This window comes from Chromobacterium phragmitis (genome assembly GCF_003325475.1).
In the GTDB taxonomy this organism is placed as follows: domain Bacteria; phylum Pseudomonadota; class Gammaproteobacteria; order Burkholderiales; family Chromobacteriaceae; genus Chromobacterium; species Chromobacterium phragmitis.
Map to the genome: position 1 here is coordinate 2,098,919 of NZ_CP029495.1, position 19,978 is coordinate 2,118,896.

Genomic DNA, 19,978 nt, shown 5'->3' on the forward strand with positions numbered 1-19,978 from the left:
CTTGGGGCCTCCTTAGTTGAGACGGAGTTTGTTTTCGGCGATGGCGTACATCGGACGCCACAGCAGGCGGTTGAACAGGACGACGAACAGCGACATCACGCTGATGCCCAACAGAATCTTGGGGTAGTCGCCGGCGGCGGTGGTCTGCGCGATGTAGGCGCCCAGGCCGTGGGCGGCCAGCTTGTCGTCGCCCCAGGACACGAACTCGGACACGATGCTGGCGTTCCACGCGCCGCCGGACGCCGTGATCGCGCCGGTGACGTAGTAGGGAAAGATGCCCGGCAGCATGACCTTGCGCCACCATTGCCAGCCGCGGATGCGGAAGTTGGCGGCGGCTTCCTTGAAGTCGTTGGGGAAGGCGGTGGCGCCGGCGATCACGTTGAACAGGATGTACCACTGGGTGCCCAGCACGATCAGCGGCGACAGCCAGATGTCCGGATTCAGCTTGAAATGGACGATGAACACCACGAACACCGGGAACAGCAGGTTGGCCGGGAAGGCGGCCAGAAACTGGGCCAGAGGCTGCACCTTCTCAGCCAGCGCCGGCCGCAGGCCGATCAGCACGCCCAGCGGCACCCAGACCACCGACGCCAGCACGATCAGCAGGCTGACGCGCAGCAGGGTGATCAGGCCCAGGCCGAATACTTTCAGCACCTCCCAGGCGCCGACCTCGGTGGCGATGAAATGCACCATCTTGCTGGCGGCGGCGAAGGCGAGCAGCCCCACCAGCGCCCACCACAGCACGTCGATGCCGCGCGACACCGGGGTATGGTCCTGGGAGTGGATGCCTTTGGGCAGGCTGATGTTGAGCTTGAGGCGGGCGGCGGTTTTCATGAGCTTGCCGAAAGGCTTGAGCAATTGCTGGATGAAGCGGGTGCGCTGGATCAGGTTCAGCACCCACGATTCCGGCGCGGCCTGGCTCATGGTGTCCTCCAGCCGGAACTTGTCGGCCCAGGCCACCAGCGGGCGGAACAGGAACTGGTCGTAGATCAGGATCACGATGGACATGGTCAGGATCACCCAGCCGACGGCGGCCAGGTCCTTGTTCTGGATCGCCATCGCCAGGTAGGAGCCGACGCCGGGCAGCATCACGGTCTTGTCGCCGACGGTGATGGCTTCCGACGCCACCACGAAAAACCAGCCGCCGGACATGCTCATCATCATGTTCCAGATCATGCCGGGCATGGCGTACGGCACTTCCAGCTTCCAGAACTTCTGCCAGGCGGACAGCCGCAGGTTGACCGAAACCTCCTGCAGGTCGCGCGGCACGGTGCGCAGGCTCTGGTAGAAGCTGAAGGTCATGTTCCAGGCCTGGCTGGTGAAGATGGCGAAGATGGCCGCGCACTCCGCGCCCAGCACCCGTCCCGGGAACAGCGCCAGGAAGAAGGTGACGGTGAACGAGATGTAGCCCAGCACCGGCACCGATTGCAGGATGTCCAGTATCGGCACCAGCAAGAGGCCGGCGCGGCGGCTCTTGGCTGCCAGCGTGCCGTAGATCAGCGTGAAAACCAGCGCCGCGGCCATGGCGGCCAGCATGCGCAGCGTGGTGCGCAGCGCGTATTCGGGCAGATTGCCGGGATCCAGCGTGATCGGAGCGGTTTGCAGCGCGGCCAGCGGGGCCCAGGTTTCGCGGATGCCGGTGGTGGCCACCAGCAGAAAGCCGAGTATCAGCGGAAACGCGATCAGGTCCCAGCGGTTGGGAATCAGCCGCCGGGCGGTGGCGGGCATGAAGTGGCGGACGGCGGTGTTCATCGGGCCTCTCCGTTTTCTATCGGTTATGGCGGCGGGCGGCGCGGGGCCCGCTTGCATTATGACAACTCTGGAGCGGTTGTCGGCTGGTGTCCGCGAGGTTTGGCATGCGCTTTCGGCCGGGCTGGATGCGGCCGCCATGCCCCAGCCGTACTGGAGAGCTTGCTGTCGGTCGCGGGGGCGCGATCCGCCCCCGCTTTCAGGGCATGGATGCTAACAGAGAAGCGATAAAACAAATGTTAAAAACGGCGGCGGTTTGTTGGGATTTTGTGACGAAATGTACTGATTGCAAGCGATGTGCGCGGCCGGCGCGGCGGTTGTCCCGTCAGGGGCCGCGCCGGGGAAAGGGACAGGAGCTTACAGGACGTTGACGGCGGGAACGCCGGCCTGCACTTCCACCGTCTGGACGCTGGCGGTGGCCGGCGACGGCGCGACGCCGTTCGCCAGCTTGGCCACCTTGTGGAAGGCGCAGCTGAGCTTGGACGGCGTCAGCGTCACCAGCGCGTAGCCCTGGGCATCGGTGTCGACGTATTTGAGCCAGGGATTGAATTGCTGCAGCGTGCCGCTGAAGGTGTTGACCGTCTGGCCGTTCGCTGTCTGGTAGATCAGCGGCGCGGCCTTGGCGAAGGCCGGCACGGTGTCCACCACGTTCTTGAAATAGCTGAAGAAGGAGTTGCTGGAGACGCCGGCGGTGACCAGATCCACCATCACCGGCGTTGGGCTGGCGGCGTCGTAGTCGTCCATCACGGACCCGGCGAAGAAGGCGTGGATGTCGCCGGTGATGCCCACCACGTTGCCGATGTTGTTGTTCTTCAGGAAGGCCATCAGCGCCTTGCGTTCGGCGTTGTAGCCGTCCCACTGGTCGGCGTTGAGGATGTACTGGTTCAGCAGCATGGACGGCGGCAGATTGCCGTCAAGAGACGGCTTCACCGCGGCGGCGAACACCGCCGCGCTGATCGCTCCGCCGCTGAGGCTGGCGAGCAGCGGCTGGGTATTGGCGTAGCTGGGCACCGGCGTCGCGCCGCTGACGTCGGCGGCCAGCAGGTCCTGGTACAGCGCGCCGGCGAGCTGCCGCTGCTGGGCGGGGCCGAGATTGAGGCCGAAGCCTTGCGCCAGCGCGGCCGACAGGCCTTGCTGCAGCAGGCCGGCCACCGCCATGGTGCCGTCCACGCCCATGCGCAGCAGCGACACCTCGTTGCCCCACAGCTTCCAGGCGGTGTTGGCGCCTTGCATCTGTTGCTGCCACCAGGCGCGCTGGGTGTCGCCGAGTATGGAGACGTTGAGCAGATTGCCGCCGGCGGCGGCTATCTTGGCGGCTTCCATTTGCTGCAGCGAGGTCTTGGGCACGAAGTAGCGGCTGCCGATTTCGCTGCCGGCCAGGCTTTCCGGCACGATGTGGTCGGAACGGTACAGGCGCTGGTCGGTCATCACCAGCGTGGCCAGGTTGCCGAAGGCGAAGCTGCGGTAGATCTGGATGTTCTGGAACGAGGGGTTGGACAGATTGATGCTGACGTCGGCCGGCGTGTATTCGAACCAGGCCTGGTTGGCGCCGCGGCGGCGCGCCGTTTGCGGGGTGGCGTCGTCGGCGACGCTGTATTCCTGCCTGTCCTGCCAGCAGTCGTCGGAGAACTCGTGGTCGTCCCAGATCGAGATCACCGGGAAGCTGGCGTGCAATGCCTGGATGCGCGGATCGGCGCGGTAGCTCTTGTACAGATAGCGGTAGTCGGCCAGCGTGGTGGCGTAAACGGCGCCGTCGGCGCGCGGGGTGCCGTTGGGCAGCTTCAGCGGCGGATGGCGGGTTTCGTTGTTGCCGGTCTGGAAGCCGGCGCCGACGGTTTCGTAGATGTAGTCGCCGACGTGCATGACGAAGTCCAGATCCTGCTGGACCAACTCGTCGAAGGCGCCCCAGTGGTTGACGCTCCAGTCCTGACAGGTGATGTAGGCGAACTTCAATTGCGACAGCGGCGCGCCGGCGGCGGGCGCGGTCTTGGTGCGGCCGGCGGCGCTGACGTTGCCGCTGAGGAAGCGATAGTAATAGCGGGTGGCGCTGGCCAGGCCGGTCACCTTGTGGCGTATCGTGTAGTCCCAGTCCGGATACGCGGTCAGCGCCTGGTTGACCAGCAGGTTGGAGAAATCGGCCCGGTCCGACAGCTGCAGGGTAACCGACAGCAAGTTGGTGCCGTCGCCGCCGTCGACGCGGGTCCACAGGATGACGCTGTCCGGGCGCGGGTCGCCGGACGCGACCCCCAGGCCGAAGCCTTTGCCCGCTATTTGCTGGCGCTGGCCAGGACCGCTGTTGTCGCTGCCGCCGCCTCCGCCGCAGCCTGTCGCGGCCGCCGATACCGTCAGAAAACTGCCCCACTTGAGGAATTGCCGCCTATCCATCGTTTCTCCCAAGACTGTCGCTTGTTGTAGGAATGAATAAAGTTGCGGATTATCGCGGGTCAATATTTAAGTTGCATGAATGGTACGGTCAATTGAATCGAGTGTTTGCTCTATTGTTGCGTGGCGTAAAACCAACAACGATTTCCCGACTCACATCTTGATGTGGCGCATGGATGCCCCCATAACCTTGTCTGCGAATGTGCTACACTTTTCAGCATTTTTTGCGGACACTCCCAACGGCCCGCTGGTTTCTGGATTCGACTACATGATTTCTTCGCTACTCAAGAAGGTGTTCGGCAGCCGCAACGATCGTCTGCTGAAGCAATATCGCCAAACCGTGGCGCGCATCAACGCGCTGGAGCCGGCGATGCAGGCGCTGTCCGACGACGCGCTGGCCGCCAAGACCCAAGAATTCCGCGACCGCCTGTCCAAGGGCGGCACGCTGGACGACCTGCTGCCCGAGGCTTTCGCCGTTTGCCGCGAGGCCTCGCGCCGCGTGATGGGCATGCGCCACTTCGACGTGCAGCTGATCGGCGGCATGGCGCTGCACCAGGGCAAGATTCCCGAAATGAAGACCGGCGAGGGCAAGACCCTGGTCGCCACGCTGGCCGTCTACCTGAACGCGCTGTCCGGCGACGGCGTCCACGTGGTGACCGTCAACGACTACCTGGTCAGCCGCGACGCCGGCATCATGGCGCCGCTGTACAATTTCCTCGGCCTGTCGGTGGGCGTGAACCTGTCGCAGATGGCCCATGACGACAAGCAGGCCGCCTACGCCTGCGACATCACCTACGGCACCAACAACGAGTTCGGCTTCGACTACCTGCGCGACAACATGGTGTTCAGCGTCGACGAGAAGGTGCAGCGCAAGCTGTCCTTCGCCGTGGTCGACGAAGTGGACTCCATTTTGATCGACGAAGCCCGCACGCCGCTGATCATCTCCGGCCCGGCCGACGACAACATCGACATGTACCAGCGCATGAACGCGGTGCCGCCGCTGCTCAAGCGCCAGGAAACCGAAGAGGGCGAGGGCGATTACTGGGTGGACGAGAAGGCCCACTCGGTGCTGATGTCGGAAGCCGGCCACGAGCACAGCGAGGAAATCCTCACCCGGCTGGGCCTGCTGAAGGAAGGCGACAGCCTGTATTCGGCCACCAACATCACGCTGATGCACCACCTGATGGCCGCGCTGCGCGGCCACGCGCTGTTCCACAAGGACCAGCATTACGTGGTGCAGGACGGCGAGGTGGTGATCGTCGACGAATTCACCGGCCGCCTGATGGCCGGCCGCCGCTGGTCCGACGGCCTGCACCAGGCGGTGGAAGCCAAGGAAGGCGTGGAGATCAACCGCGAGAACCAGACGCTGGCCTCCATCACCTTCCAGAACTATTTCCGCCTGTACGGCAAGCTGTCCGGCATGACCGGCACCGCCGACACCGAGGCTTACGAATTCCAGAGCATCTACAACCTGGAAACCGTAGTGATCCCGACCAACAAGCCGATGATCCGCAAGGACTCGCAGGACAAGGTCTATCGCTCGGCCAAGGAAAAGTACGAAGCCATCCTGGCCGACATCAAGGATTGCCACGAGCGCGGCCAGCCGGTGCTGGTGGGCACCACCAGCATCGAAAACTCCGAGCTGGTGGCCAATCTGCTGGCTCAGGCCAAGCTGCCGCATAACGTGCTGAACGCCAAGGAGCACGCCCGCGAAGCCGACATCGTGGTGCAGGCCGGCCGTCCCGGCATGATCACAGTGGCCACCAATATGGCCGGCCGCGGCACCGACATCGTGCTGGGCGGCAATCCGGAGCCGGAAATCAAGGCCGTTCGCGCCGACGACAGCCTGTCAGACGACGAGAAGAACGCCAAGGTCGAAGCGATCCGCGCCGAGTGGAAGCAACGCCACGCCACGGTGCTGGAAGCCGGCGGCCTGCACATCGTCGGCACCGAGCGCCACGAGTCCCGCCGCATCGACAACCAGCTGCGCGGCCGTTCCGGCCGCCAGGGCGACCCGGGCTCTTCCCGCTTCTACCTGTGCCTGGAAGATCCGCTGTTGCGCATCTTCGCCTCCGAGCGCGTCGCCGCCATCATGGACCGGTTGAAGATGCCGGAAGGCGAGGCGATCGAGCACCCGTGGGTGAGCCGCTCGATCGAGAACGCCCAGCGCAAGGTGGAAGGCCGCAACTTCGACATCCGCAAGCAATTGCTGGAGTACGACGACGTCGCCAACGACCAGCGCAAGGTGATCTACCAGCAGCGCAACGAAATTCTGGTGGAAGAAGACGTGTCCGACGTGGTGGTGAACATGCGCGAAGGCGTGATCTCCGACCTGGTGGACATCCATCTGCCGCCGGAATCGCTGGAAGAGCAATGGGACCTGGCCGGCCTGGAGAAGACGCTGGAAGCCGACTTCTTGCTGCAGGCGCCGGTGGCCGAATGGCTGAAGGCGGAGCAGAATCTGGACATCGAGCAGATTCGCCTGCGCATCGTCGACATGGCCGCCGCCGCCTACCAGACCAAGGTGGAGCTGGCCGGCGACGGCGTGATGCGCCAGTTCGAGCGCAGTCTGGTGCTGCAGATGCTGGACACCCACTGGCGCGAGCATCTGGCCGCCATGGACCACTTGCGCCAGGGCATCCACTTGCGCGGCTACGCGCAGAAGAACCCGAAGCAGGAATACAAGCGCGAGGCGTTCGAACTGTTCGCCGACATGCTGGAGCGGATCAAGCGCAGCGTGGTGCAAGTGCTGATGACGGTGCAGATCCGCGGCCAGGAAGACGTGGACGCGGTGGAGCCGCACGCGCTGCCGGACTTCGAGATGCAGCATGCCGAGCCTGGCTCCGCGATGGGCGACGACGAGGACAATCCGCTGTCGCCGGAAGCGCTGGCCGCCCAAGGCCTGCGCATCAACCGCAACGACGCCTGCCCTTGCGGCAGCGGCAAGAAGTACAAGCAGTGCCACGGCCGCCTGGCTTGACGCGCTGATCGCCGCCGATGAAAAAGCCGACGTTCGCGTCGGCTTTTTCTTTATTCGCGCCGGGCGAGGCTTGGCGGCGGCCGCGCCATGGTGATAGCATGGCGGCGGGTCAACAGTTCACCCAGGCGTCGCCGGCGATTTCGCCACGCTAAACCTGTCTTGGCAGCAGCACTCTCTCACGCTTGGCTCGAACCTCGTGCCAGGCCGCAACGGCGACCGCGGCAGTCCTTCCCGACCTTGGCACGCAGACAGGATTCGAACCATGTCTCGCATCGTTTATCCGTTTTACAGCAGCGACATCTCGTCTCTGGCCCGTTCTTTGAAACAGCAATGGGCGGAGCAGGCCGGGGCGCCCGGCCATCTGCAAATCCTCAACATGCTTGCCCGCTCAGCCGGCTTCCAAAACTTTCAGCATCTGCGCGCCGAGCATGAGCGTCCGGCGCCGGTTGAGCTTCAAGCCGCATCGGCGTCTACCCAACGGCTGTTGCGCCACTTCGACGCCGAAGGCCGATTGATGCGTTGGCCGAAGAAATTCAGCGAGCAGCGCGCCTGCCTGTGGGCCTTGTGGGCCGGCTTGCCGCGCGGCGAGGAATGGGACGAGCCGGCTGTCAATCAGGCCATCCGCGCGCTGGAAGCCTTTGGCGACCATGTGCTGATCCGGCGGGAGCTGGTGGAGGGCGGCTGGATGGGCCGAACCGACGATTGCCGGCGCTATTGGCTGCTTGACCCGGCGGCGCCGGCGGAAATGGTGGAGTTGTTGGAGAGAGTTGGCCTGAGAAGAGCGGCCTAGTAGGGCGGAAGCCCGGTATTGCCGGGCGTTCCGCCAATGTCTCTGCTTATGACGCGTCTGGAGTGCTAGTAGGGGGAGGGAAGTAGGCGGTCATCATGGATTGGATGATAACGATCCAGGGAATGATATCGGCGCACAGTTCGTCGCATAATTCGGGTCTGTTCAGAATTTTTGATACAGCATGGCCTGCTTTCCCTTCGCTGAGAGAGACCATGTTCCATGGAGCAGAGTCTGGTTTCGCATGAAGTAGACTGTTCATCGTCTCGGTTAGCTTGTTCCCAGGAGTGATCAAGTCGCGACTTTGTTGCTTTTGGATGGACTCCATCATTTTGGCAAGACTAGGGGCTCCTTTTCTCGTATGCCATCCTTGATTCCATTTCTCGATATCAGCTGGAAAGTAGTGGAAGTAGAGAAGGAGGGTAGCGCGTTCCACAACTGCACGGAGTAGAACGTGGGCTCCGAACAGGTAGCCTTGCCGTATCAGTTCACGTATGGAGAGTGTGATGCTTAGCGCTTGAGCGATAACTTGACATGCCATGTGCTGGCAGTCGGTCAGCGTGCAATGGTGAGAGGCGGGGGCCAGACTGGAGTTCAGTTCTAAAATGGAGCTGATCATTTGGTCAAAATGCATGAGCAGTGTTCGACCGAGATAGGGTTCGTTGTCTGGGGTGAATATGATGGGAGGTGTTACGACATCCATGATTTGGTTCCTAGATCGGCACGTCAGATCGCGGGATGTATCGCCTCCTTTATGTATGGCACAAGCGAAGGAATGCCCGGCATTGCCGGGCGACCGAACTACTTTTTATAGATACGGCTTCACCGCCGCTTCCAGTTTCTTTTCGTCCAGCTTGCCGGTCAGCGTCGCCGCCACCTTGCCCTGGCGGTCCAGCACCAGCGTATACGGCAGGCCGCCGGTCTTGTTGCCCAGGCCGCGCATCAGGTCCAGCGTGTCGTCGTTGCCCAGCAGGATCGGGTAGCCGATCTTCAGCTGCTTGACGAAGGGCTCCACCTGTTCCTTGCTGTCCAGCGCCACGCCCACCACTTCCACGCCTTTGGGCGCCAGCTTCTTGCGCAGGCTGTTCAGCATGGGCATCTCCTCGCGGCAGGGGCCGCACCAGGTCGCCCAGAAGTTCAGCACGGTCACCTTGCCCTTGTAGGCGGACACGGCCACCGGCTTGGCGTTGAGGTCGGCGAAGCGGCTTTGCTCCAGCGAGGGTGCCGCCTGGGCGGCCAGCGGCAGCGCGGCCAGCAGCAGGGAGGCGAACAGGCGTTTGGTGTTCATCGGCTTTTCCTGTGATGTCATTGGAATTGTCTTGGATTTCCGCAACTTGCGGCGATCCGGGGATGATCGAAAAATAAACTTTATGTTAAAATGTTCGATTGATTACTTTGCGGAGTGGGCATGTCTATCCTCGTCTGCGGGGCGCTCGCATACGATACCCTGTTCTCGTTCCATGGCCGATTCGACAGCCAGATCCTGCCGGATCAGCTGCACAAGATTTCGACCACTTTCCTCGCTCCGACGATGCGCCGCGAATTCGGCGGCATGGCCGGCAATATCGCTTACAGCCTGTGCCTGCTGGGCGAGACGCCCATCGTGATGGGCGTGGTGGGAGAGGACTTCGAGCCATACCGCCAGCACCTGAAGCGCGTGGGCGTGGACGACCGCTTCATCCGCCTGATCCGCAAGCAGTATACCCCGCAATGCTTCGGCATTGCCGACAAGGACGGCAATCAACTGATGGCCTTCCATCCAGGCGCGATGGACTTCGCCACCGAGAACCACGTGTCCGACATCCAGGACCCGATCGAGCTGGCCATTCTGTCGCCCGGGGGTTACACCGCCTTCATCCAGCACTCGCGCGAGCTGGCGGCGGCGGGCATCCCGTTCATCTTCGATCCGGGCCAGGAGCTGCCGCTCTTGTCCAGCGACGAGATTCGCGAGATCGTCGATCTGGCCAGCTACGTGGCGATCAACGACTACGAGAGCGAGCTGATGCGCGAGCGCGCCGGCCTGACTGTCGACGACCTGCGCAAGAAGGTGAAGGCGCTGATCGTCACCCGCGGCTCCAAGGGCGCGGAAATCTATGTGGACGACACCATCCATCTGATCCCGCGCGTGCAGATGCCGATCAAGCCGGTGGATCCGATGGGGTGCGGCGACGCCTTCCGCGCCGGCTTGCTGTGGGGCATCAGCCGCGGCGTGGACTGGAAGGTCACCGGCCGCCTGGCCAACGTGATCGGCGCGATCAAGGTCACCACGCCGGGTTGCCAGAACCACTTTTTCGATTGGGATTCGCTGAAGGATCTCTATTTCCAGGCCTATGGCGAGGAGTGGCCGCTGTAAGCCGCTGGCGCGCCGGGAACGGCGCTGCTACAACGATAGGGCCGATGCCGCTTCGTCCTTCCGGGCAAGCGGCATTTTCGCGTCCGGGGCCGGGACCTGCCGCGAGCCGGCTTCCGCGCACTTGAATAAGATTGTCGCCACCCCCACCTTTAGCGAATTCAACGTCCGTTCCAAGGGGATATCATGCCACCTGTTCCGCATCTGGCCACCGCACTCACCGGTCCGCTTCACGAGCTGGAAAGCCGCATCCTGGCGGCCCAGCCGCAGATCGAGCACTGGTTCCGCAGCCAATGGCATGCGCATGCCACGCCGTTCTACGGTTCGGTCGACCTGCGCAACAGCGGCTTCAAGCTGGCGCCGGTGGACATGAACCTGTTTCCGGGCGGCCACAACAACCTGAACCCGGAGTTCCTGCCGCTGGCGGTGCAGGCGGCGCAGAGCGCGGTGGACAAGGTGTGCCCGGAGGCGCGCAGCATCCTGCTGATCCCGGAAAACCACACCCGCAACACCTTCTACCTGCAGAATGTCGCCACCCTGGTTCACATTTTCGAGCAGGCCGGCCTGAAGGTGCGCCTGGGTTCGCTGAATCCGGAAATCGCCGAGCCGACCGAGCTGGTCGCGGCCAATGGCGACAAGCTGACGCTGGAGCCGCTGGAGCGCCGCGGCAACCGCCTGGTGTTGGCCGACGGCTTCAACCCTTGCGTGATCCTGCTCAACAACGACCTGTCCGGCGGCATTCCGGACGCGCTGCAAAATCTGGAGCAGACGCTGCTGCCGCCGCTGCACGCCGGCTGGGCGGTGCGGCGCAAGACCAATCATTTCCAAGCCTACGACAAGGTCTGCGACGATTTCGCCAAGCTGATCTCCATTGACCCGTGGACCATCAATCCGTACTTCGCCAGCTGCGGCGGCCTGGACTTCCATGCGCGCACCGGCGAGGAGCAATTGGCCGAAACCGTGTCGCAGATGCTGGAGAAGATCCGCGTCAAGTACCGCGAGTACGGCATCGACAACGACCCCTTCGTCATCGTCAAGGCCGACGCCGGCACCTATGGCATGGGCGTGATGAGCGTGAAGAGCCCGGACGAGGTGATCGGCCTCAACCGCAAGGCGCGCAACAAGATGTCGGTGGTCAAGGAAGGCCTGGAAGTGTCCGAGGTGATCGTCCAGGAGGGCGTGTACACCTTCGAGACCGTGAACGAGGCGGTGGCCGAGCCGGTGGTCTACATGATGGACCGCTACGTGATCGGCGGCTTCTACCGCGTGCACACCGGCCGCGGCATCGACGAGAACCTGAACGCGCCGGGCATGCACTTCGTGCCGCTGTCGTTTGAAACGGCCTGCCTGCCGGACCGCAAGGGCCTGCCGGACTGCGCGCCCAACCGCTTCTACGCCTACGGCGTGATCTCGCGGCTGGCGCTGTTGGCCGCCTCGCTGGAACTGGAAGCCACCGACCCGGACGCCGAATAACTCCGCTGGAGCACAGACATGCGCATTCTGTTCATTGCCGACCCGCTGGAACACTTCAAGATCTACAAGGACACCACCTTCGCGATGATGGAGGAGGCGCACCGGCGCGGCCACGCGATCAGCTTCGCCGAGGCGCATCAGCTGTCGGTGGAGGGCGGCCGGCTGTTGGTGGACGCCTGCGACCTCGCCGTCACCGAGGACCGCCCGCAGTGGTACAAGTTGGGGCAGACGCTGCGCCAGCCGCTGACCGCCTTCAGCGCGGTCATCATGCGCAAGGACCCGCCGTTCGACATGGAATACCTGTACGCGTCGCAGCTGTTCACGCTGGCAGAGGCGCAGGGCGTCAAGGTCTTCACCAGCGGCCAGGCGTTGCGGGACTTCAACGAGAAGCTGGCGATCCTGAACTTCCCGGGGCTGACCTCGCCGACGCTGATCAGCGGCGAGGCCGCGCGGCTGCGCGCCTTCGTCAAGCAGCATCAGGACGTGATCCTGAAGCCGCTGGACAGCATGGGCGGCGACAGCATCTTCCGCGTCAAGCCGGACGATCCCAACCTGTCGGTCATCATCGAAACCATCACCTGGCGCGGCAAGCGCACGGTGATGGCGCAGCGCTACATCCCTGAAATCCGCGACGGCGACAAGCGCATTCTGGTGATAGACGGCGTGCCGGTCGACTACTGCCTGGCGCGCATCCCGGCGGCGGGGGAAACCCGCGGCAACCTGGCGGCCGGCGGCCGCGGCGAGGCGCGGCCCTTGTCTGCCCGCGACCGCGAGATCGCCGAGACGGTGGGGCCGGAGCTGAAGAAGCGCGGCATCCTGCTGGCGGGCCTGGATGTGATCGGCAATTACCTGACCGAGGTCAACGTCACCAGCCCCACCTGCTTCCGCGAGATCATGGACCAGACCGACATCAACGTCGCCGGCCTGTACATCGACGCGCTGGAGCGGCGCTGCCAGCACTGAGCGCTTGGCCGGGGCGGCGCGAGCCGCTACCATGCCGGTCTGTTGCAGCCGGCGCGGCCGGCAAGATCGTGGAGCGAAGATGGGAAAATTGCAGGAAAGCCCGTTCAAGGGCAAGACGGGGATCACCCGGCTGATCAACGCCTTCGGCTACTCGCTGGACGGCTTGAAGGCGGCGTTGCGGCATGAGGACGCCTTCCGCCAACTGAGCCTCCTGGCGCTGATTCTGATTCCCATGGCCTTCGTCGTCCACGCCACGCCGCTGGCGCGCGCGCTGCTGGTGGCCAGCAGCCTGGCCACGCTGATCATCGAATTGCTCAATTCCGCCATCGAGGCGGCGGTCGATCACACCTCGCTGGAACGCCACCCGCTGGCCAAGCGCGCCAAGGACATGGGCAGCGCCGCCCAGCTGCTGGGCTTGATCAATCTGGCCACGGTCTGGGGCATCGTGTTGTTCGGCTGAGGGAACCGACGGCGTCCGACAGGTTCAGACAAACAGGCCCCGGCTAAGCCGGGGCCTTTGTCATGTGCGGAACAGGAGAAGGCGATGTGGATATCCCCGCAGCAGGCCGGCGCGGAAGAGCTGGTGCAGAATCTGGTGTTGTGGCTGAAATTGGCGGTGGAGGCCGGCGGCGCGTTGGCGATCGCGGCAGGGGTCTTGCTGGTGGCGGCCCGAGCCGCCAGGCAGCGCCTGGCGGGCCGCGGCGGCGACTACAACCAGCTGCGGCTGACTTTCGCCCGCTTCCTGGCGCTGGCGCTGGAGTTGCAGCTGGCGGCCGACATTCTGTCCACGGCGGTGGCGCCCAGCTGGGACCAGATCGGCAAGCTCGGCGCCATCGCCGTGCTGCGCACCGCGCTCAACTATTTCCTGGCGCGCGAGATCCGCGAGACCGAAGCCGGGCGCGCGGCGGCCTGAGTCATGGCTGGCGGCGGTACAGATAGCCCGGATAGACGCGGATGCAGCCGGGCTCTTCCGGCACTGCGCCCTGTTCGCCCAGCAGCTGCCAGCGCGAATCGCGCGCGATCAGCGTGCGGTAGACCGGGCTGCCGGCGCGGTAGAACATCAGATCCTGGCCGCGGAAGGCGTCCAGCGGCAGCAAGGGCCGCTGCGACGCCGGAATCAGCATCGCGGTGGTGTGCGCGGCCATGTCGGCGATCTGCTCGCGGTCGGCCGCGGACAGGCCGAGGAAAGTGATCAGGAAGGCGACCGGCAGGATCAGGTATTCATGGCCGGCGAGGCCGAGCAGGGTGAGGATGGCGGCCCCGGTGAACAGGAAGTGGCTGCTGACTTTCATGATGCGGCGATCTCGAAAAATAAAGCGCCGCCAGCCGGAGCGTCCGGCATATCGGGGCGGCGCGCGCCGGAGATTCGGCGCTGGGGTTCCGTGATCATAGTCCCGCGCTGGCCGGGTATCGAAATAAAATCATAGAGTTATGGATGATGTCGGTTTGAGGCCTTGCCAGGCGAGGCCGGGCCGCGCGGACCAAAAACGCAACGGCGGGCGCAAAAAAACCGCCCCGAAGGGCGGTTTCTTCAAGGCGCTCACGCCTCTTCGGCGGGGGCGGCTTCCTTGCCTTCCGGCGGCGCGATCTGCTCGGCGTAGCCGCATTCCTTCTGCGGGCACACCTTCTCGGTGCCGCGGCGCTTGGTGGTCTTGATCGTCAGGATCGGCCAGTTGCACTTCGGGCACGGTTCGGCGATCGGCGGGTTCCAGGTCGCGTACTTGCACTTGGGATAAGTGTTGCAGCTGTAGAACAGCTTGCCGTAGCGGCTCTTGCGCTCGATCAGCTGGCCGGTCTTGCATTCCGGGCAGGTGACGCCGGTTTCGCGCGGCTTTTCCAAGGGTTCGATGTGCTTGCACTTGGGGTAGTTGGCGCAGCCGATGAACTTGCCGTAGCGGCCCTTCTTGATGTGCAGCTCGCCGCCGCAGTCCGGGCAGGAGCGGCCCTCGATCACGGTCGGCGCTTCGGCTTCTTCCGCCGCCTGCTCCGCTGTCTCGCCCATATTGCGCGTGTAATCGCAATCCGGGTAGCCGGTGCAGGCGATGAAGCGTCCGCGCTTGCCGAACTTGATCGACAGCGGCTTGCCGCATTTCGGGCAGGCCTCGTCCAGGCTTTCGGTGGTGACTTCGGCGCGGGAAATGCTTTCTTTTTCGTCGATCTGCTTCTTGAAGCCCTTCCAGAAGCTGTCCATCACCGGCACCCACTGGCGGCCGCCGTTGGCGATCTCGTCCAGCTGGTTTTCCAGCTTGGCGGTGAAGTTGTAGTCGACGTACTGCGCGAAGTGCTCGGTCAGGAATTTGTTGACGATGTCGCCGGTGTCCGTGGGCAGGAAGCGCTTCTTGTCCAGGATCACGTATTCGCGGTCCTTCAGCGTCGAGATGATGCTGGCGTAGGTGGAGGGCCGGCCGATGCCGAACTCTTCCAGCGCCTTCACCAGGGACGCTTCGGAGAAGCGCGGCGGCGGCTGGGTGAAGTGCTGGTCGCCGTACAGCTTGTCCACCGGCAGGTCTTCGCCTTCGGTCAGCAGCGGCAGCTTGGCGTTGTCTTCGTCCTCGGCGTCATCCACGTCCTCTTCGTACACGGCGAGGAAGCCGGCGAAAGTCTGCACCTGGCCGCTGGCGCGGAACACGCCTTCGCCCACCAGGATGTCCACGCTGGTGGTGTCGAACTTGGCCGGCGCCATCTGGCAGGCCAGCGTCCGCTTCCAGATCATGTCGTACAGCTTGAACTGGTCGGTGGTCAGGAAGGGCTTGACCATTTCCGGCGTGCGCAGGATGGAGGTCGGGCGGATGGCTTCGTGCGCTTCCTGGGCGTTCTTGGCCTTGCTCTTGTACACCGCCGGGTTTTTCGGCAGGAAGTCGGCATCCCATTTCAGGCCGATGTAGCCGCGGATTTCCTCCACCGCCTCATTGGCCAGCGCCACCGAGTCGGTACGCATATAGGTGATCAGGCCGACGGTGCCCTGGCCGATGTCCATGCCCTCGTACAGCTGCTGCGCGGTGCGCATCGCGCGGTCGGTGGTCATGCCCAGCTTGCGCACGGCTTCCTGCTGCAAGGTGGAGGTGGTGAACGGCGCGGCGGGGCTGCGCGATTTCTTTTTCTTTTCGATGCTGCCCACGGTGGCCGGCAGGCCTTGCAGGCGCGCCAGCACCGAAGCTTGCTCGGCCTCGTTGGGGATGTCGAACTGATCGAGCTTCTTGCCGGCCAGCTGCGTCAGCTTGGCGCTGAACTTGGTGCGGCTCTTGTGGCTGTCCAGGTGTACCGACCAGTATTCCTGCTGCACGAAGGCCTTGATCTCGTTCTCGCGCTCGCAGATCAGACGCAGCGCCGGGCTTTGCACGCGGCCGGCGGACAGGCCGCGGCGAATCTTCTTCCACAACAGCGGCGACAGGTTGAAGCCCACCAGATAGTCCAGCGCGCGGCGCGCCTGCTGCGCGTCCACCAGGTCCTGAGCGATGTCGCGCGGGTTCTGGATGGCGTCCAGCACCGCGTTCTTGGTGATTTCGTGGAACACCACGCGCTGGGCGGTCTTGTCCTTCAGCAGCTTCTTGCTGTTGAGGATTTGCACCAGGTGCCAGGAAATGGCCTCGCCTTCGCGGTCCGGGTCAGTCGCCAGGTAGACGTGGTCGGCCTCGCGCACCGCGCTGACGATGGCGTCCACGTGCTTGCTGTTGCGCGCGATCAGTTGGTACTTCATCGCGAAGTCTTTTTCCGGATCGACGGCGCCGTTTTTCGGCACCAGGTCGCGCACGTGGCCGTAGGAGGCCAGGACCTCGAAGTCCGGGCCCAGGTATTTTTTCAGCGTTTTCGCCTTGGACGGCGATTCAACGATCAGGAGGCTGGTGGGCATATTATCTTTTCAGCGAAATTCAAGGCCGGACGCGCCCGGCCGACACATCTTGTTATATCCGTCAAACAAAACAAGAGCGCAAGGGCGCTCTTGAATACTCAATTGGGGCTCGATCAATCGGCGGCATGTTAAGCCCGCCGCATCGAGGCTGACAAGCTATTGCATGGTTGGTTCGCCATGCACCGCTTCCAGCAGCGCCTCGCCCAGCAAGATGGGCAGTTCGGCCTGTTGCGCCCACAACATCATCAGCACCAGCAATTTGGCGGTGTCGACGTCCAGGTCCTCGACATCCAGCTCCAGCAGGCGGTCGATCACCATCTCGCGCTGGGCGGGGCTGAGCGCGTCGTTGTCCTCTAGGAACTGGATCAGGCCGCGCACATCGGCGGGAAGATATTCCAGCTCGCTGTCGGCGTAGACGCGCAGGCCGCTGCCTTCGTCGGCGCCCAGGTAAGGTTCGACGCTGGCCTCGCTGACGCTGTCCAGCCAGTCCAGCGCCTCGCCGATGTCGTCGTCTTCGAAGCCGACGGCGTTCAGCTGGCGGGTCAGGGCGGAACGGTCGCCGAAGGCGGCCGGGTCGCTGTATTGCTCGAATAAATAGGTGAGTACGTCAAACATCGGTATTTTTCATGAAGAACGCTGGGCGTTCAGAGTTGTGCCAGCCGCTGGAAGCGGCCGCCCGGCAGGCTGGCCACCTGGCCGGATAGCTCAAGTTCGAGCAGCATCGCGTAAACCTCCCCGGGAGTCAACCCGAGCGTCCCGGCCAGCGACTCGGCGAGCACCGGTTCCCAGCCCATGCCGCGCAATAGCGGCGGCGCGTCGGGGGCTTCCCGCGAGCCGGCAGCGGGCGGCGCGGCCGCCAGGCGGCCGATCTCGTCCAGCACGTCGTCCACGCTTTCCACCAGCCGCGCGCCGTCTTTGATCAGCCGGTGGCAGCCGCGGGCCTGGGCGCTGTGGATGCTGCCGGGAATCGCCATCACGTCGCGGTTGTTCTCCATCGCCAGCCGGGCGGTGATCAGCGAGCCGGACGCGGTGCCAGCCTCCACCACCAGGCAGCCGCGCGCCAGGCCGGCGATCACGCGGTTGCGGCGCGGGAAGTGGCCGGGCAGCGGGCCCATGCCCAGCGGGAATTCGGACAGGATCAGGCCTTCGGCCGCGATGCGGTGCGCCAGCTGGCGGTTGGACGCCGGGTAGACGCGGTCGATGCCGGTGCCGATCACCGCGATGGTGGACGCGGGGTGCGGCAGCGCGCCCTGGTGGGCGGCGGCGTCGATGCCGCTGGCCAGCCCGCTGACGACGGCGTAGCCGTGGCCGGCCAGCGCGGAGGCGAAATCTTCCGCATTGCGCTTGCCCTGCGGCGTGGCCGCCCGGCTGCCGACCACGGCCAGCATCGGCCGCGCCAGCAGTTCGCGGCGGCCGCGCGCGAACAGCAGCGGCGGCGGCGACGCGGATTCGGCCAGTTGCGGCGGGTAGTCGTCGTCCAGCAGGGTGAGCAGGTGGCAGCCGTCTGCCTCGGCCCAGGCCAGCGCCGCGTCGGCGGACTCGGCGGCCGCGCCGTCCTGCAGCGCCTCGGCGGCTTCGCGGCCTATCAGCTTTTCAGTCTGGGCGGCGCGGGCCGCCGCCGCGTGCTCGGCGGAGCCGAACGCGTCTATCAGCTTGAGAAAACCCACCGGTCCGATGCCGGGAGTCAACGCCAGCGTCAGCCAGGCCCGCAGATTCGCGCTCATGGCTCTTCCGGCGCGGCGACGCTGTCGCCGACATAGACCGCGCCGTCGCTGTCCAGCACCAGCGCGTAGGAGACCTTGTCGAACACGCGGTAGACGAACAGCGCGCCAGCTTGTTCGGTGGGCAGCTGCGCCTCCCGTTTTTTGCCGGCGGCGTCGACGATGGAGATGGCGTTGCCTTTCTTGTAGATGCCGAACACCAGGCCGGGCGCCATCTGGTTGCGCGTGCCCAAGTTCAGCGCCACGGTGGAGTATTGGGCGGCGCCGCTGATGCCCTGGTAGACGGCGATGATCTTGCCGCGCAGGTTGTCGTCCGGCCGACGCGGCGCGTAGTTGACCAGCGCGGTCTTGGGCGCGCGCACCAGATGGTCGCCCACCAGCACTTCTCCGGCCACCTTGCGCACGGTGAGCGTCTGGATGTCGGGCCGCAGCTTGTCTACCGCCAGATCGCCACCATATACCGCTTCTACCCCCAGCACTTCCTTGCTGTCGGGGTCCACCAGTTGCTTGCCCAGCCGGTAGGCTTGCCAGGTGCCTTTCTCGGTCACGCCGCTGGCGTAGACCCGATCGCCCTGGGTGATGCTGATCCGCTCGTCGGGGCCGGCCACCAGTCTGGGGCCGGTGACGAACTGGGCGGGGTCGACCACCAGCGGCCGCGCGAGAAAGGGCTCTATCGCCTCGGCGGGTATGCTGGCGATCGCCTGGTCCTGCTCCTCGGGCCTGGACCGCGGCGACAGCTTGACCTCGCGCTGCTCGCCATCGGCCAGGCTGAGCCTGGGCTGGCCGTTGACGTAATCGAGCGCCAGCACGTTGCCCGGGTAGATCCAGTGCGGGTTGCGGACTTGGTCGCGGTTCATCCGCCACAATTCCGGCCAGCGCCACGGGCTTTGCAGATAGCGGCCGGCGATGCCCCATAGCGTGTCGCCCGGCGCCACGGTATAGCGGGACGGCGCGTCGGGCTTGACCGTCAATTCGCCGGAAAAGGCGGGAAAGGCAAGCCCCAGCAGCAGGGCAAGCGATATAATGCGTTTACGCATGCAAGGAATCCCATTATTGATGCCGGCGCGCCAAGGCGCGGCGCCGGTACGGAACGAAGCTGCGTCGGACCGCTCTATTATCGACGCGGGCGCGGCAATACGACAACTTGGAGTGAGTGGATAGAATGGCGCTGTTGAACATTTTGCATTACCCGGACGAAAGACTGCACACCGTGGCCAAGCCGGTGGAGGTCTTCGACGCCGCGTTGCAGCAGCAGATCGACGACATGTTCGAAACCATGTACGAGGCCAAGGGCATAGGCCTGGCCGCCACCCAGGTGGACTTCCACTACCGGCTGGTGGTGATGGACATCTCGGAGGAGCGCGACGAGCGCCGCGTGTTCATCAATCCCGAAATCATGGAGAAGGACGGCGAGACCGTCTATGAAGAAGGCTGCCTGTCAGTGCCCGGCATCTACGACAAGGTGACCCGCGCCGAACACGTCAAGGTGAAGGCGCAGGACCGGAACGGCAAGCCGTTCGAGCTGGAAGCCGATGGCCTGCTGGCGATCTGCATCCAGCACGAGCTGGACCATCTTAACGGCGTGGTGTTCGTCGAACGCTTGTCGCAGATGAAGCAGCAGCGCATCAAGACCAAGCTCAAGAAGCGCGAAAAACAGAATATGTAGGCGGGCCGAAAGGCCAGGGCAGAGCGGCGCTGCGGGACGGCGCCGTTGTCGTTAGCG

At 64.4% G+C, this 19,978-nt stretch carries 17 protein-coding genes; 8 read left to right on the forward strand and 9 right to left on the reverse strand.

What is annotated here, in order from left to right; all coding sequences use genetic code 11:
- Window positions 1-12 precede the first annotated feature (12 nt).
- Together DK842_RS09900 and DK842_RS09905 are read right to left on the reverse strand one after the other, a co-directional pair.
- Window positions 13-1,752 (reverse strand): ABC transporter permease, encoded by a 1,740-nt coding sequence (locus DK842_RS09900; RefSeq protein ID WP_114061323.1) that lies wholly within the window; start codon window positions 1,750-1,752, stop codon window positions 13-15.
- Between the two features lie 354 nt (window positions 1,753-2,106).
- Window positions 2,107-4,134 carry an alkaline phosphatase D family protein gene (locus DK842_RS09905; RefSeq protein ID WP_114061324.1) on the reverse strand — a complete coding sequence of 676 codons (2,028 nt, stop codon included), beginning with the start codon at window positions 4,132-4,134 and terminating at the stop codon, window positions 2,107-2,109.
- Between the two features lie 265 nt (window positions 4,135-4,399).
- Between DK842_RS09905 and secA the strand changes: the two genes are divergently transcribed.
- Both secA and DK842_RS09915 read left to right on the forward strand, forming a co-directional pair.
- Complete coding sequence (gene secA, locus DK842_RS09910; protein ID WP_114061325.1) at window positions 4,400-7,111, forward strand: preprotein translocase subunit SecA; 2,712 nt, start codon at window positions 4,400-4,402, stop codon at window positions 7,109-7,111.
- 262 nt (window positions 7,112-7,373) lie between these two features.
- On the forward strand, window positions 7,374-7,901 hold the full coding sequence (locus DK842_RS09915; RefSeq protein WP_114061326.1) for a DUF2087 domain-containing protein: 528 nt from the start codon (window positions 7,374-7,376) through the stop codon (window positions 7,899-7,901).
- A 46-nt stretch (window positions 7,902-7,947) separates the two neighbouring features.
- Here the strand turns inward: DK842_RS09915 and DK842_RS09920 are convergent, their stop codons facing one another.
- Together DK842_RS09920 and DK842_RS09925 are read right to left on the reverse strand one after the other, a co-directional pair.
- The gene (locus tag DK842_RS09920) at window positions 7,948-8,601 is read right to left on the reverse strand and encodes a hypothetical protein (protein ID WP_114061327.1); all 654 of its coding nucleotides are present in this window, start codon (window positions 8,599-8,601) and stop codon (window positions 7,948-7,950) included.
- Between the two features lie 105 nt (window positions 8,602-8,706).
- Window positions 8,707-9,186 (reverse strand): TlpA family protein disulfide reductase, encoded by a 480-nt coding sequence (locus DK842_RS09925; protein WP_114061328.1) that lies wholly within the window; start codon window positions 9,184-9,186, stop codon window positions 8,707-8,709.
- A 120-nt stretch (window positions 9,187-9,306) separates the two neighbouring features.
- Between DK842_RS09925 and DK842_RS09930 the strand changes: the two genes are divergently transcribed.
- The 5 genes from DK842_RS09930 to DK842_RS09950 all read left to right on the forward strand — a co-directional run bounded on the left by DK842_RS09930 (window position 9,307) and on the right by DK842_RS09950 (window position 13,597).
- Complete coding sequence (locus DK842_RS09930; RefSeq protein ID WP_114061329.1) at window positions 9,307-10,251, forward strand: carbohydrate kinase family protein; 945 nt, start codon at window positions 9,307-9,309, stop codon at window positions 10,249-10,251.
- Window positions 10,252-10,434: 183 nt separating this feature from the next.
- Window positions 10,435-11,721 (forward strand): glutamate--cysteine ligase, encoded by a 1,287-nt coding sequence (gene gshA, locus DK842_RS09935; protein ID WP_114061330.1) that lies wholly within the window; start codon window positions 10,435-10,437, stop codon window positions 11,719-11,721.
- Window positions 11,722-11,739: 18 nt separating this feature from the next.
- Window positions 11,740-12,684 (forward strand): glutathione synthase, encoded by a 945-nt coding sequence (gshB, locus tag DK842_RS09940; RefSeq protein WP_114061331.1) that lies wholly within the window; start codon window positions 11,740-11,742, stop codon window positions 12,682-12,684.
- 79 nt (window positions 12,685-12,763) lie between these two features.
- The gene (locus DK842_RS09945; RefSeq protein WP_114061332.1) at window positions 12,764-13,144 is read left to right on the forward strand and encodes a diacylglycerol kinase; all 381 of its coding nucleotides are present in this window, start codon (window positions 12,764-12,766) and stop codon (window positions 13,142-13,144) included.
- 84 nt (window positions 13,145-13,228) lie between these two features.
- A complete protein-coding gene (locus DK842_RS09950) occupies window positions 13,229-13,597 on the forward strand; it encodes a DUF1622 domain-containing protein (protein ID WP_114061333.1) in 369 nt (122 codons plus the stop codon).
- Window position 13,598: 1 nt separating this feature from the next.
- Here the strand turns inward: DK842_RS09950 and DK842_RS09955 are convergent, their stop codons facing one another.
- The 5 genes from DK842_RS09955 to DK842_RS09975 form a co-directional block, all read right to left on the reverse strand.
- Window positions 13,599-13,976, reverse strand: coding sequence for a hypothetical protein (locus DK842_RS09955; RefSeq protein WP_114061334.1), 378 nt, complete (start codon window positions 13,974-13,976; stop codon window positions 13,599-13,601).
- 248 nt (window positions 13,977-14,224) lie between these two features.
- Window positions 14,225-16,534, reverse strand: a complete 2,310-nt coding sequence (gene topA, locus DK842_RS09960; RefSeq protein ID WP_114061335.1) for a type I DNA topoisomerase — start codon at window positions 16,532-16,534, stop codon at window positions 14,225-14,227.
- A 156-nt stretch (window positions 16,535-16,690) separates the two neighbouring features.
- Entirely contained in the window at window positions 16,691-17,149 is a 459-nt protein-coding gene (locus DK842_RS09965) for a DUF494 family protein (RefSeq protein ID WP_114061336.1), read from the reverse strand.
- 29 nt (window positions 17,150-17,178) lie between these two features.
- Window positions 17,179-18,258 carry a DNA-processing protein DprA gene (gene dprA / locus DK842_RS09970; RefSeq protein WP_114061337.1) on the reverse strand — a complete coding sequence of 360 codons (1,080 nt, stop codon included), beginning with the start codon at window positions 18,256-18,258 and terminating at the stop codon, window positions 17,179-17,181.
- The gene (locus tag DK842_RS09975; RefSeq protein ID WP_114061338.1) at window positions 18,255-19,292 is read right to left on the reverse strand and encodes a LysM peptidoglycan-binding domain-containing protein; all 1,038 of its coding nucleotides are present in this window, start codon (window positions 19,290-19,292) and stop codon (window positions 18,255-18,257) included. Before DK842_RS09975 ends, dprA begins: the two co-directional genes overlap by 4 nt.
- Before the next feature lie 125 nt (window positions 19,293-19,417).
- Between DK842_RS09975 and def the strand changes: the two genes are divergently transcribed.
- Complete coding sequence (gene def, locus DK842_RS09980) at window positions 19,418-19,921, forward strand: peptide deformylase (RefSeq protein WP_114061339.1); 504 nt, start codon at window positions 19,418-19,420, stop codon at window positions 19,919-19,921.
- The last annotated feature ends 57 nt before the right edge of the window (window positions 19,922-19,978 follow it).